This is a genomic window from Bradyrhizobium sp. WCU1 (assembly GCF_053474805.1).
Genome location: NZ_CM130280.1, coordinates 1,401,380 through 1,413,959, shown reverse-complemented (window position 1 = coordinate 1,413,959; position 12,580 = coordinate 1,401,380). Strand labels below are relative to the sequence as shown.

The following is a 12,580-nucleotide window of genomic DNA, read 5'->3' as shown; positions in this document are numbered from 1 at the left end:
CGAGAGGTCGTGTTGCTTGCTGAGATGTCCGCAAGCCCGCGCTGTGGAGCCTTCAGTTGGAGATGGGACGGAAATATTACCGGTTCGCGGCCCGACAAGGTCACGTCGCGAAACGCAGCGTTTCCAGGTCGCGGGGCGCCGCTGGCTGATCAGCCCGGAACGACCAGGAAGCCGGCGCGCGGGAAATGCACCACGACCGCGCCGGCGCGTTCGTCGGACCGGCGGATCGCGATGTGCTGGGCCGACAGCGAGACGATCTCGCCGCGGACCGGGACCTTGCCGTAGTCATCCGGCATCACGCTGACGATGTCGCCCGGTTTGCGGCCGTTCGGATCGGCAGGGTCGCCGAAGACGGGCGACTCCGGCCGCGCCTTCGCCGCGATCTCGAGCGCGTCGCCCGACGACATCTCGGTGCGCGTGCCGTGGCCGATGGCGCGGATGCGTTGCTCCCAGGCCGCAATGCGGGGCCAGGATTTCATCATCTCGTCCATCGTGGCGAGGCTCTGCCGCGCGTACCACACGTTCATGTAGGCGCTGACGTCGGCGAGGCTGAACTCGCCGAAAAGAAACGGCCTGTTGTCACCGAGTTGCGCCTCGATCCAGTCGACATTGGCGCGGAACTGGTCGCGCATCTGTGGCAGCGCCGCGGTCATGGCGGCAATGTCGAACTTGCCGCCACGCAGCTTCTCGCGGTCCGCGATAAAATCCTGCGGGACCTTGTCGCCGATGAAGCCGAATACGAGGTTCACCGTGCTCTGGAAGAATGGCCGGTCGGTCCACATGCCGAGCGCCCAGGGCATCCCGGCATGGCCTGCCGGAAACAGCGTCGGCGTTGGAAAGCGCCGCTCCAGTTCGCGGATGATGATCTGGGTGTCGCAATAGATGTCGGCACCGATCTGCATCGTCGGCGTGCGGCGGTAGCCGCCGGTCATCGGCATCAGGTCCGGCCGCGGCATGATCCGGGAAATCCGCACCGAGTTCCAGGCGAGCTGCTTGAATCCGAAGATGACGCGGATCTTCTCGGAGAACGGCGACTGGTCGAAATGATGCAGGATCGGCGTGGGCTGCGACATGGCCTTCTCCCGGGACAGGTTGCGATCTCGAACGGACCTTGTCGCATAGCCTGACAAGATTTGCGCCGATCGCAATCGATTTTCCCGGGTGAAGGCGTGCCGCCACGGGCGCTCAGAACTGCTCCGCCCACGGCCGCAGATCAAGCTCCAGCGTCCAGGCGCTGCGATGCTGGTGATGCAGCACCCAATAGGCGTCGGCGATCGCAGCGATGTTGAGCAGCCCGTCCGGTCCGCGATCGTCCTTCAACTGCGGACGCAGGCTCAGCAGGCGATCCCCCTCGATGCCGCCGTCGACCACGACGTGGCCGACATGAATGCCCTGTGGCCCGAATTCCCGCGCAACGCTCTGCGCCAGCGCGCGCAGCGCCGCCTTGGCGGCGGCGAAGGGCGAATAATTGGCTTTGCCGCGCAGCGAGCCGCTGGCGCCGGTGAACACCAGCGTGCCGCCGCCGCGCGCGAGCAGCGCGGGGATCGCGGCCTGAGCGAGCTGGAAACCGCCGAGCGCGTGCTCGCGCCAGTGCTCCTCGAAACGCTGCTCGCTGACCTTGAGAAACGGCGCCGGCCGGTTGGAGCCCGCATTGTGCACGGCCATCGCGAGCGGCGCGAGCTTTTGTGCAGCCTCGACGAAGCGCGCGACGTCGGCCGCGGTGGAGGCATCGCCAACCACATGCGTGACCCTGGCGCCATCAGCAGCGAGTTCGGCGGCGGTTGCGGCGAGCTTCTCGGCATTGCGCCCGGCGATCGCGACGGGATAGCCGCCGGCGGCAAAACGGCGCGCGATCGCGGCGCCGAGGCCATTGGATGCGCCGACGCCGGCAATCAGCACGCTGCCCTGCACGGCAATTGGTTCAAGGCCGGATCGGTTGTTCATGGCTCACTCCATTCAAGCTGCCCGCGTAGCGGGAGGATCATTCGTCCGATGCCATTGCCACGATACCGTCGCGCACCGTGCGCAACACGGCGTCGGAGCGCCTCGAGTCGGTCAGCACGCGCGAGATCGCAAGCGCGCCGACCATCGCACTGACTGCCAGGATTGCGCGGCTATCGTCATCATCATCGAATGTCTCGGCGACCTTGGCGATGAAGGATTCGATGTGCGGTTCCATCACCGCGCGGCATTGCGCGTCGGCGCGGCCGACATCGGAGATCAGCGCGCCGATCGCGCAGCCCGACTTGGGCTGGTCGCGATGGGCGCGGCTGAGATAGCTGCGCACCAGCGTGTTGATACTGACCGGCTTGTCGGGGTCGCGCGCTGCATGCGCCGACGCTTCACCGGCATTCAGCGCATGTTCCAGCGCCGCGGCGACCAGGTCGGAACGCGAGGCGAAATGCCCGTAGAATCCGCCATGGGTGAGCTTCACCTGCTGCATCAGGCTGCCGATGCTGAGCGCGTCGAGCCCCTTGTCGCGGATCTGCGTTGCGGCCTCGTTCAGAATCCGCTCGCGGCTCCTGGCCTTGTCGGCCTGGGAATGGCCCATCTCAGTACCCCTGTTTGACTCTCATTCTGGATTATGACCATCATGCATCTGGATGACAAGCATCATCCAGAAAATAGTCAGTCACAAAGCAGGGAGCAACAGATGTCGGGCAGCGCGAGCGAGGGTCGGGTCCGCCACGAGCGTCACGATCACATCCTGAAGATCATCATCGACAATCCCGCGAAGAAGAACGCCTTCAGCCCGGAGATGATGGCCGAGCTGTCCGACGCGCTGACACTGCTCGACAATGACGACGGTCTCTGGGTCGGCGTGCTCTGTGCTGCCGGCGGCAGCTTCACTGCAGGTCTCGACATGCCGAAATTCTTTGGCCCGACCGCATCGCGCAAGCCGCTGCCGGAGGGCAACGTCGATCCCTTTGGATTGTCGAAGCGCTGCCGCAAGCCGATCGTCACGGCGGTGCAGGGCATCGTATTCACCGTCGGCATCGAGATGATGCTGGCCGGCGATATCGTCGTCGCCGCCGATGACAGCCGGTTCTGCCAGATGGAGGCCAAGCGCGGCATCGCGCCGCTGGCCGGTGCGCATTTCCGCTACATCAGCCGCGCCGGGTGGGGTGATGCGATGTATCACCTCTTGCTGTGCGACGAGTTCACCGCAGCAGAAGCGCACCGGATCGGCCTCGTGCAGGAGGTCGTGCCAGCGGGTCAGCAGGTGGAGCGTGCGATGGCGCTTGCCGGGATCATTGCGCGCAATGCGCCGCTTGGAATCCAGGTGACGAAAGAGGCGGGCCGCAAGTTCATCGAAGCCGGCGAGCAGGCGGCGATCGCGATCATCCCCGAGATCCGCGAACGCGTGCTCAACACGTCGGATGCGGCCGAAGGCATCAAGTCATTCGTGGAACGCCGCGCCGCCGTGTTCCAGGGGCGCTGAAGCATGATCCGGAAAAGTGCAAAGCGGGTTTTCCGGAAAGATCATGCTCGAACAAGGCGCTAAAGCGCGATGACGATCCTACCTGGTCTCATCGCGCCTTCGTCTCAGGGACGTTAGTCCCTGAGACGTGCATTGCGTTCACGGTACGTGCCCTCGATGCGGTTGTGACAATGATGTCGCAACCGCACGAATTTCGATCACGGTGATGTTGCGACGACTCTTGTCGAGATTCGTCGAATCAGGGAGATTCAAAGCATTCATGAAATTTGATTTCGTCCTGCTTTGGCTCAAGCGTCCGGTAGGGATTCCCATGACAAACGCACGCGTCATCGTTGTAGGAAACAACAAGGGCGGCTCCGGCAAGTCGACGATTGCCATGCACGTCGCCGTCGCGCTGATCAAGGCGGGTCAGCGCGTCGCCACCATCGATCTCGACAACAAGCAGAAATCGCTGACGCATTACGTCGATAACCGGCGGGACTGGGCGCGAGAGACCTCGCTCGATCTCGGCATCCCGGCACATATGTGCTTCGAGACGGTGAGCGGCAGGAGCAGCGAAGTCGAGACGCTCGGCCGCAGCGCGCTTGCCGAGATCGTCGAACGGCTCAGCCGGTCGCACGACTTCGTCGTCATCGACTGTCCCGGCCATGACACTTATCTGACGACGTTCACGCATGCGCTGGCGAATACGCTGATTACGCCGCTGAACGACAGCTTCGTCGACTTCGACGTCCTCGGCACCGTCGATCCGAACGACTTCAAGGTGACCGGCATCAGCCACTATTCGAAAATGGTGGAGGAGGCGCGGCGGCAGCGCAGCGCGAACGACCAGCCGGCATTCGAATGGGTGGTGCTGCGCAACCGTCTCTCCACGATCGGTTCGCGCAACAAGCGCGTGGTCGGCGAAGCCCTCGGCGAGCTATCGAAGACGCTGAACTTCCGCCTGGTCGACGGCTTGGCCGAACGTGTGATCTTCCGTGAATTCTACCCGCGCGGATTGACGGCGGTCGACGACGTCAATCAGCTCGCGATTGGCGGCCGCCCGACCATGTCGCATGTCACTGCATGGCTTGAGATGGAGCGGCTGATGACAGCGATCATGCTTGGCCATCTGGTGCGCCCGGCAGCCTCCTCCGAGGACAGCCGCGACGCGGCGTAAGGCGGCGTCGGCTCGCTATCGGCAATTGGTGTTGCCGGCATTGGCAATGGTCAGGAACGTGATCGTCGCGGGCGCGAAGGTGATCGGTCCGGCCGCGGCAACCTCACCATTCAGCGCGGGGATCTGGTCGAAAGCCGCCAGCGCCAGCGGGCTGTCGTTGAGCCGAACGGTGCCGTCTGCGGGGTTTGCGCTCGCCAATGTGTATCGTTGCGAGGCGGCTGACAGGGTCAGCTTGCGCTGGTAACGCCGATCATTGTTGATGACGAGCAGGGCTACTCCGTCCGGCATGTCGCGTGCGCAATGCGCATAGACGTGGAGGCCGGGCTGCACGGTGACGCCGGCATCGAGCACGCTGGTTCCCATCAATCGCCGCCACAGCAGCGCGGCCCAGTAGTTCGGCCGCGGCAGATGGGTTCGCTCATCGAGCAGCCCGTAGTCGCTCGCCGCGAGCGTGTTGTGCATCACCACTTGAACGCCGGCCCTGGCGAGACGGCCGAGCTGATCGAGGTAGCGGAACGTATCGGTGAAGGTTGCAGCCCAGCGATTGCCACCGCAGGCAGTTTCCGCGGTCTCGGTCAGCCAGATCGGTTTGCCCGATGCGAGCCGGTCGCGAAGCGTTCGGTAGAAGGCGAGCGTCTTCCCGGTTCGTGCCAGCCAGGCGTCCGACAGGGCGAACTTCGCGGTGCGATCGCCGGAGCAGCGCGCGGAGAGGGCGCCGTAATGATGATAGGAGACCTCGTCGATGCCCGCAGCCGACACCGCAAAGCGCGCGCGTGTATCGGCGCCGGTGCCGATCGTGCCTGGACCGAGGATCGTCACATCGGGCGCTGCGTCCTTCATGAAGGCACTGAACGCTGCAAAGTCGCGGCCGTAGGCTGCGGCGTCATAGCCTGCGGGAGCGCCGCCGATCGTCGGCAGATCGGGCTCGTTCATGAATTCCGCTGCGGCGATATGGCCACCGGCCGACCGCGTGAAGGCGAGAAGCTGCCGGGCCTGTTCCGCGCTCCATCGCCCCCCGGCGTCACGCGTGCCGGCGCTGATCGCAAAGGACGTGACGATGGGAGCGTCGACCGCGTGCGAGAAATCGATCACCTCTCGCCATTGCTGCCGTGTCAGCACGCCGTTGAAGCCGGCCGGCGGTGCGGCCGGCGGCGTATCGGAATCGGCAAAGAACGTGCTGTTGGCCCAGGTTCCGCTCACGCGAAGATAGGCCGGAGCGAGCGCTGCGGCGAGTTTGCGCAGCCTGCCATCGCGCAGATCGATCGGTGTGCGCGGTGCCAATTGTTCCGTCTTGGCACTCGCATCGGCGGCCGCATAAGGCTTCCAGAACCGTCCGCCGGTCACCTCGACCATCTCGATGTTGTAGGACTGGAAGCGCGGGCCGATCGTGGCGACGCGCGGCATGGCGGCGACATCAAGCGTCGGCTCCGCCGCGATCGCCTTCGTGCCGAGGCAGGCGGCGATCGCCAGGACGACGACGCATGCGAGGCGTCGAAGCGGATATGCCAAGCGGTCGCGCACAGCCCCTCGCGTCCCTCCGAATTGCGGTTGTCGCAGGATGCGGCCGCGGCTCGTCCAAATCAACGCGGCGGCGGGCGTGGCGGCTCGTTCGCGATGCGCTCCCACAGCGCGCGGATCATGTCCTTCATGACCAGCGCGTCCTGCCATCGGTCGGACAATTCCCTGCCGTCGGGCCCGGTGATGGCATAGGGCGGCGGACCGAGCTCGCACAGGAAGGTCAGGGTTGCATCGGGCCCGGCGCGCTTCCGCCAGGAGCGGATGCCGTAGTCCCACCAGTCCATGAACAGCGACACCCAGCCCTGATGCTGCGCGAAGCCAAGCGAGATCTGCACCTGCTCGCGGCTCGCGATCCGGCCGTGGATGCCCCAGGCATGGTCGAGAATGCGATGCATCATCGCATGATTGACATCGTCGACCGGCCAGGCGAATTCGCGGCCGACCAGATAGTGCGAGAGGTCGGCGGTCAGCCGCAGATCGGGAAAGCAGTCGAGCAGATCGAGCATGAAGAACAGGTCGGTCGTCATGCGGTCGCGATGGGTCTCGACATGCACGGGAACGCCGGCCTCCGCGGCAAGCCGTCGCCAGCCTTCGAGCAGGGGAATGCAGTCGGCGAGCCGGCGCGGCCGGACGTCCGGCTGCAGGTTGACGTGATCGGCGCCGAGCTCGGCGACCAGCTCGAGCACCGGCTTCAGGTCATCGACGCACTTCGGGTAGCATTGCGCCTGCCAGATCATGCCATGCGCGCGCAGGAAGCCCGTCACCTCGCGCGCGAAGGCCGGATCGATGAAGCGGACGCCGGCGCCGTCAAACCCGGCATCGCGGATCATCGCGAGCTGGGTTTGCAGCGGCCATTCGGCCTCATCCGCCAGCCGCCGCTCCATCGCCCAGAGCGATTGCAGGACGCGCAGCTGCTGCGCCACCGCTCAGGCCCGTGCCGGGATCGCGGCGGGCAGCTCGGCCTGCTCGCTGGCATCGGCCGCGATGTTCTCCTGATAGGTCTCCGGTCCGATCCAGATCGCAACCACCGTACAGGCCGACAGGAACATCGCGTAGCAGGCGACCGGCCACCAGGTGCCGTAGGCCGCCACCAGCGCGGTGGCGACGAACGGCGCCGGGCCGCCGGACAGCAGCGAGCCGAGCTCGCGCGCGAAGGCGAAGCCGGCGAAGCGGCGTTGCGGCGGGAACAGTTCGGCGAAATACGCCGCCTGCGGCCCGAACATCGCCGCCGTCACCACCGCGCGCGCCAGGATGAAGGCGAGCGCGATCATGATCCACTCCTTGGTGCCGACCATCCAGAAGAACGGGAAGGCGAGCGCCACGCCGGCCAGCGCGCCGAACATGTAGACCGGACGCCGTCCGATCCTGTCAGACAATGCCGCGAAGCCGAGGATCGCAAACAGCTCGACCGTGAACGCCAGCATCAGCGCGCTGAGCGCCTCCGCTTTGGGCACGCCGAGCGTGGTGATGACGTAGCTCAGGCCGAACACCGGGAAGAAATAGCCGAGCCCGTTCTCGGCCATCCGCGCGCCGAGCACGACGAAGAAGTTGCGCGGGTGCTGGCGCAAGGCCTCCATCGCGGGATTGCTCTCGACCTTGCCGCGCTTGACCACCGCCTCGGTATAGACCGGTGTCTCGGTGATGCGCATGCGGACGAAGATACCGACCACGATCAGGAGGAAGCTAGCCAGGAAGGGCAGCCGCCATCCCCAGCTCATCAGCGCCTCGCGCGGCAGCATGGTCACCAGCGCGAAGGCGCCGGCGGCGAGCAGATTACCGACGGAGACGCCGAGCGGCGCGAAGCCGCCCCAGAAGCCCCGATGCTTCGGCGGTGCATTTTCAACCAGATAGATCACCGCGCCGCCATATTCGGCGCCGGCGCCAAGGCCCTGGATGACGCGCATCGCGACCAGCAGGATCGGCGCCCAGACGCCGATCTGCGCATAGGTCGGCAGGAAGCCGATCGCCGTGGTGCCGATGCCGATCATCAGCAGGGTTGCGACCAGCACCGGCTTGCGGCCATAGCGGTCGCCGAGGATGCCGAACAACAGGCCGCCGAACGGTCGCACCACGAAGCCGACGCCGAAGGTCAGGAACGACAGCAGCGTGCCGACCACCGGATCGCTCTTCGGGAAGAACAACTCGCCGAACACCAGCGCGGCGGCGGTGCCGTAGAGGAAGAAGTCGTACCATTCGAGCGCAGAGCCGATGCTTGCGGCGAGAATCACACGCAGGCGCGATGTGCTGGCGCCATCTGCCATCTTGGTCATTCGTTTCCCCGTTGTATTGATTTTTATGGTTTGAAAGCAGCAACGCCCGCGGCCTGGCCGCGGGCGTTGTCGTCAGTCTCAGGCGGCGCGCGTGAAGTAGGATTTCTTCGACGCGGATTGTGTCTCGTAGATTGATCCCTGCCGCTTGGCCGGCGGCAGCGGCATCCGCACCGGCACGTCGGTGAGCCGCGGTGCGACCACCGGTGGCCCCGCCAGCAGGCGGCTGTTGAACTCGTCGAAATCCTTCACGCCCATCAGCGGCCAGGCGTCACTGGCGGCGACTTCATAGAGCAAGAGGTTGCGCGGCCGGTTCGAGGTGTTGGTCGCCGAGCCGTGCAGCGCGCGCACATGATGGAAGGACATGCTGCCGGCCTTGCCCATGCAGGGCACCGCGCGCTTGATGTCGTCCTGGATCTGGTCCGGATCGATCAGGCCGGCGAAGCAGCCGTCCTCGCCATGGTGATCCCACATCGTGGCGCCGGTGTGCGTGCCTGGGGTCACCAGCATCGGGCCATTCTCGAGATCGCAATCGTCGAGCAGCACGCCGATCGCGAGGATGTCGTCATTGGTGTGCGGATAGAACGCCCAGTCCTGATGCCACTCGACCGGCGAGCCGTATTGCGCCGACTTCATGTTGAGCTTGGAGCCGTGCAGGCGCAGCCCGGGACCGATCAGCTTGGTCAGGATCGAGATCACGGCGGGGCTGCGGACGATCTCGTCGAAGATCGGGTGCACCTTGTGCGGCGCCTTGATGCGGCGGACGCGCGGGGTCTCCGGCGTGTGGCCCGGTTCGAGATCGTAGACATCGGTGTGCTCGGTCACCGCGGCGGCGCCGGCCACCAGCTCCGCGAGCACCGTGCGCACCCGCCCCAGGGTCTCCTGGTCGAGCACCTCGGGGACCACGATCACCCCGTCGCGCTTGTAGGCTTGAGCCAGCTCGTCCGAAATCATGCCGTTTCTCCCATTTTCATTGATGTTAGCGCTAACATAAGGCAATGCTAGCGCTAACATCATGGCTTGGCAACCCGGAATCGTGCAGGCTCCCGCCATGAGCTCCGAACTGACCGAACCCGGGCCCGGCCCGGCCGGTGCCGCGCCCACCCTCTCCGAGGTGGCCAAGCGCGCCGGCGTGTCCTCGATCACGGTGAGCCGGGTGGTGCGGATGCCCGACCTGGTCGCCCCCGAGACCCGGGCGCGGGTCGAGCGGGCAATGCGTGATCTCGGTTATGTCCCGAACCTCGTGGCCGGCGCGCTGGCGAGCGCGCGGACCAATTCGGTCGGCGTGCTGGTGCCGACCATCGCCAATTCGATCTTCGCCGACACGGTGCAGGGCCTGTCCGACAAGCTTGAGCCGCTCGGCTTCTCGGTGATCCTGGCGCAGTCGCGCTACGATGCGGCGCGCGAGGACCGCATGCTGGCGGCGCTGCTGTCGCGGCGGCCCGAGGCGATCATCATGGTCGGCTCGCCGGCGACCGAAGACGGCACCCGCCTGCTGCGCAACGCACGGATCCCGATCGTCGAGACCTGGGATCTGCCGGCCAACCCGATCGATGCGGTCGCGGGCTTCGACAATTACAAGGCCGGTGTCGCTGTCGCGAAGCATCTGGTCGCGCAGGGACGCAAGCAACTCGCCTTCATCGGGGGCGACGATCCGCGCGGCACGCGTCGCTGGTTCGGCTTCAGGGACGAGGCGCTGGCAGGCGGTCTCGCCGAGCCGCGAAGGTTGATCCTCGACCGCAAGGACTCCGGCAGCGTGGCGGCGCATGCGCGCCTGCCCGATGTCGACGCGGTGTTCGCTGCCAATGATGCGCATGCGATCGGCTTCATGTCAGGGCTGCGCAAGGCCGGCCTGCTGCGTGACGGGCCCGCATCGGCGCAGCCGGTTGCCGTGATCGGGCTTGGCGATCTCGAAATGGGCCAGCTGATTTCGCCGACATTGAGCACGATCAGCGTGCACGGCGATGCGATCGGGCGCACGGCGGCGACGCTGACGCTGGAGCGCGGCGGCGAACGCCGCGTCGATCTCGGCTTCGAACTGGTGCTGCGCGACAGCGGCTAAAACATGATCCGGAAAAAGTGCGTAGCGGTTTTCCGAGAAGATCATGCTTAAAAGCGCGATCCCTCAGCGCGCCGCGCCGCCGGCGTCCACCTCCTCGAGCAAGCTGAGAAGACCACGCAGGATCGTCATCGGAGGCGGAGGGCATCCCGGAATGTGGAGATCGACCGGGACAATTGCGGAAACCCCGCCCACCACTGCGTAGCTGCCAGCAAAGCATCCGCCGTCCCTGGCGCAATCGCCCGCCGCGACAACCCATTTCGGATCGGGCGTTGCATTGTAGGTTCGCTCCAGCGCCTCGCGCATGTTCTTCGTCACCGGACCCGTGACGAGCAGGACATCGGCGTGACGGGGTGACGCGACAAACCAGATTCCAAATCGCTCGACGTCATAATACGGATTGCTGAGCGCGTGAATTTCCAGCTCGCATCCGTTGCACGAGCCGGCATCAACCTCGCGGATCGACAGGCTGCGGCCGAGGCGGCGCCTTGCGGTGCGGCCGACCGTGGCCGCGAGTTCCGCGATCGCGGCGTCATCGGGACGCGGCGCCTGCTCGGTCAATGGCTGGCGAAACAGACTCTGAAGCAGAAGTTTGCGCATCGCGTCCGGTCCTCAGAGGTCGTGCCCTGAATAGGAGCAGTTGAACGACTTGTTGCACAGCGGGAAGTCCGCCACGATGTTGCCTTCGATGGCCGCCTCGAGCAGGGGCCATTGAAACCATGACGGATCGCGCAGATGACATCGTTCGATCCGGCCATCGCTCAGGCGGAGCCATGCCAGGATGTCGCCCCGGAAACCTTCGACGAGCGCGATGCCCTCGCAAGGCTCCGGCGCAATCTGCAACGGCACCCTGATTGGGCCGGCCTCGAGTGCATCGAGGATCTGGCCTGCCAGCGACAGGCTCTGCTCGACCTCGCGGATCCGGATCCAGACGCGGGCGTTCACGTCGCCGTCGTAGAGCGTAGGCACATCGAAGCGCAGGCCATCATAGGGGTGATAGCCGGGGCTGCGGCGGGCATCGTAGGTGCGGCCGCTGGCGCGTCCGACATAGCCGCCGGCGCCGAATTGAGTTGCGAGTGCCGCGGTGACGATGCCGGTGCCGACGGTTCGGTCCTGCAACGATGCCGTGTTGTCATAGAGCTCGACCAGCGATGGAAAATGCCGGCGGATCTGCTCGAGCGCGGCCCGGATTGCCGCAGGTCCTTCGCCGGCGATGTCGCGTGCCAGGCCACCGGGAACGACGATGTCGCGCATCAGGCGGTGGCCGAATGCGGCGTCAGCCGAGCGCAGCACCTGTTCGCGCAGCACGCCGCAATGCGCATGCATGAGCGCGAACGACGCGTCGTTGCAGATCGCGCCGATGTCGCCGAGATGGTTGGCCAGCCGCTCGAGCTCGGCCATCAGCGCGCGCAGCAACACCGCGCGCGGCGGCACCGCAATCTGCTGCGCGGCCTCGACGGCTTGCGCGAACGCCAGTGCATAGGCAACCGTGCTGTCGCCGGACACCCGGCCGGCCAACCGCGCGGCCTGCTCGACGGTGCGTCCCGCCATCAACCCTTCGACCCCCTTATGGGTGTAGCCGAGCCGCTGCTCGAGGCGAACCACGGTCTCGCCGCTGGCGGTGAAGCGGAAATGTCCGGGTTCGATGATGCCGGCATGCACGGGGCCGACCGCAATCTGGTGCAGGCTGTCACCTTCGGCCGGAAGGAACGGATAAGGCGCTGGATCCGGTGCCGCATCGAGACGTTGGCCCAGCGGTGCCTGCATTTGCCAGCGACCATGATCGAGCCAGGGGCGGCTGTCCGGCGTCGCGGTGGCCACGAGTCCGAACAGGTCGTGGATGGTGCGCTCCGGTCGAAGCGCCGGGCGATGGCGGGCGGCGACGGAGGGGTAGCGGCGATCGGGGCAATCCAGGCTGATCACACCAATATTGGATGTGCTGTTGTCAAGCAGCGCCATATGCACGCGCGACGGCTCGCCCCACAGTCCGAGCAAGCTCAGGCTGCCGTCCGCAAGGGCGCCGGCGGCGGAGCGCCAGGTGCCGCCGTCGACGCTGACGCGCGGCCATGGGTGATGCCGTTCAACTCTGCGGCCTGCCCGGATCAGATCGATCAATGCCGGCATGTCTCGTTCTC

Annotated in this window: 12 protein-coding genes; 3 read left to right on the top strand and 9 right to left on the bottom strand. The window is 65.9% G+C overall.

All coding sequences use genetic code 11. From position 1 onward, the window contains the following. Positions 1-149: 149 nt before the first annotated feature. From ACTUWL_RS06405 to ACTUWL_RS06395, 3 genes are all read right to left on the bottom strand, one after another. The gene (locus tag ACTUWL_RS06405) at positions 150-1,073 is read right to left on the bottom strand and encodes a glutathione S-transferase family protein (RefSeq protein ID WP_021077481.1); all 924 of its coding nucleotides are present in this window, start codon (positions 1,071-1,073) and stop codon (positions 150-152) included. Positions 1,074-1,185: 112 nt separating this feature from the next. Further along, positions 1,186-1,944, bottom strand: coding sequence for an SDR family NAD(P)-dependent oxidoreductase (locus ACTUWL_RS06400; protein ID WP_021077480.1), 759 nt, complete (start codon positions 1,942-1,944; stop codon positions 1,186-1,188). 37 nt (positions 1,945-1,981) lie between these two features. Further along, positions 1,982-2,551, bottom strand: coding sequence for a TetR/AcrR family transcriptional regulator (locus tag ACTUWL_RS06395; protein WP_021077479.1), 570 nt, complete (start codon positions 2,549-2,551; stop codon positions 1,982-1,984). Between the two features lie 102 nt (positions 2,552-2,653). On the opposite strand from ACTUWL_RS06395, the gene ACTUWL_RS06390 reads away from it, so the two are divergent. Both ACTUWL_RS06390 and ACTUWL_RS06385 read left to right on the top strand, forming a co-directional pair. After that, positions 2,654-3,442 carry a crotonase/enoyl-CoA hydratase family protein gene (locus tag ACTUWL_RS06390; RefSeq protein ID WP_021077478.1) on the top strand — a complete coding sequence of 263 codons (789 nt, stop codon included), beginning with the start codon at positions 2,654-2,656 and terminating at the stop codon, positions 3,440-3,442. A 310-nt stretch (positions 3,443-3,752) separates the two neighbouring features. After that, complete coding sequence (locus tag ACTUWL_RS06385) at positions 3,753-4,601, top strand: division plane positioning ATPase MipZ (RefSeq protein ID WP_158267772.1); 849 nt, start codon at positions 3,753-3,755, stop codon at positions 4,599-4,601. 15 nt (positions 4,602-4,616) lie between these two features. Here ACTUWL_RS06385 and ACTUWL_RS06380 read toward each other — a convergent pair whose 3' ends face one another. The 4 genes from ACTUWL_RS06380 to ACTUWL_RS06365 form a co-directional block, all read right to left on the bottom strand. Then, positions 4,617-6,110: a hypothetical protein gene (locus ACTUWL_RS06380; protein WP_291738574.1), complete on the bottom strand. Its 1,494-nt coding sequence runs from the start codon at positions 6,108-6,110 to the stop codon at positions 4,617-4,619. Positions 6,111-6,181: 71 nt separating this feature from the next. Then, positions 6,182-7,042, bottom strand: a complete 861-nt coding sequence (locus tag ACTUWL_RS06375) for a sugar phosphate isomerase/epimerase family protein (protein WP_021077475.1) — start codon at positions 7,040-7,042, stop codon at positions 6,182-6,184. A 3-nt stretch (positions 7,043-7,045) separates the two neighbouring features. Continuing rightward, entirely contained in the window at positions 7,046-8,389 is a 1,344-nt protein-coding gene (locus ACTUWL_RS06370; RefSeq protein ID WP_021077474.1) for an MFS transporter, read from the bottom strand. 78 nt (positions 8,390-8,467) lie between these two features. Next, entirely contained in the window at positions 8,468-9,340 is an 873-nt protein-coding gene (locus ACTUWL_RS06365; RefSeq protein ID WP_021077473.1) for a phytanoyl-CoA dioxygenase family protein, read from the bottom strand. A gap of 97 nt (positions 9,341-9,437) precedes the next feature. Here ACTUWL_RS06365 and ACTUWL_RS06360 point away from each other — a divergent pair, with 97 nt between their 5' ends. Next, positions 9,438-10,448, top strand: a complete 1,011-nt coding sequence (locus ACTUWL_RS06360) for a LacI family DNA-binding transcriptional regulator (RefSeq protein WP_021077472.1) — start codon at positions 9,438-9,440, stop codon at positions 10,446-10,448. Positions 10,449-10,511: 63 nt separating this feature from the next. Here ACTUWL_RS06360 and ACTUWL_RS06355 read toward each other — a convergent pair whose 3' ends face one another. Both ACTUWL_RS06355 and ACTUWL_RS06350 read right to left on the bottom strand, forming a co-directional pair. Continuing rightward, positions 10,512-11,045 carry an NADH-quinone oxidoreductase subunit B family protein gene (locus ACTUWL_RS06355; RefSeq protein WP_021077471.1) on the bottom strand — a complete coding sequence of 178 codons (534 nt, stop codon included), beginning with the start codon at positions 11,043-11,045 and terminating at the stop codon, positions 10,512-10,514. Between the two features lie 12 nt (positions 11,046-11,057). Then, the gene (locus tag ACTUWL_RS06350; protein WP_021077470.1) at positions 11,058-12,569 is read right to left on the bottom strand and encodes a hydrogenase large subunit; all 1,512 of its coding nucleotides are present in this window, start codon (positions 12,567-12,569) and stop codon (positions 11,058-11,060) included. Positions 12,570-12,580: the final 11 nt, after the last annotated feature.

Bases quoted from the DNA above. Each gene is read 5' to 3' on its own strand.
- ACTUWL_RS06405 (WP_021077481.1), bottom strand. From the start codon at position 1,073: ATGTCGCAGCCCACGCCGATCCTGCATCATTTCGACCAGTCGCCGTTC.
- ACTUWL_RS06400 (WP_021077480.1), bottom strand. From the start codon at position 1,944: ATGAACAACCGATCCGGCCTTGAACCAATTGCCGTGCAGGGCAGCGTG.
- ACTUWL_RS06395 (WP_021077479.1), bottom strand. From the start codon at position 2,551: ATGGGCCATTCCCAGGCCGACAAGGCCAGGAGCCGCGAGCGGATTCTG.
- ACTUWL_RS06390 (WP_021077478.1), top strand. From the start codon at position 2,654: ATGTCGGGCAGCGCGAGCGAGGGTCGGGTCCGCCACGAGCGTCACGAT.
- ACTUWL_RS06385 (WP_158267772.1), top strand. From the start codon at position 3,753: ATGACAAACGCACGCGTCATCGTTGTAGGAAACAACAAGGGCGGCTCC.
- ACTUWL_RS06370 (WP_021077474.1), bottom strand. From the start codon at position 8,389: ATGACCAAGATGGCAGATGGCGCCAGCACATCGCGCCTGCGTGTGATT.
- ACTUWL_RS06365 (WP_021077473.1), bottom strand. From the start codon at position 9,340: ATGATTTCGGACGAGCTGGCTCAAGCCTACAAGCGCGACGGGGTGATC.
- ACTUWL_RS06360 (WP_021077472.1), top strand. From the start codon at position 9,438: ATGAGCTCCGAACTGACCGAACCCGGGCCCGGCCCGGCCGGTGCCGCG.
- ACTUWL_RS06355 (WP_021077471.1), bottom strand. From the start codon at position 11,045: ATGCGCAAACTTCTGCTTCAGAGTCTGTTTCGCCAGCCATTGACCGAG.
- ACTUWL_RS06350 (WP_021077470.1), bottom strand. From the start codon at position 12,569: ATGCCGGCATTGATCGATCTGATCCGGGCAGGCCGCAGAGTTGAACGG.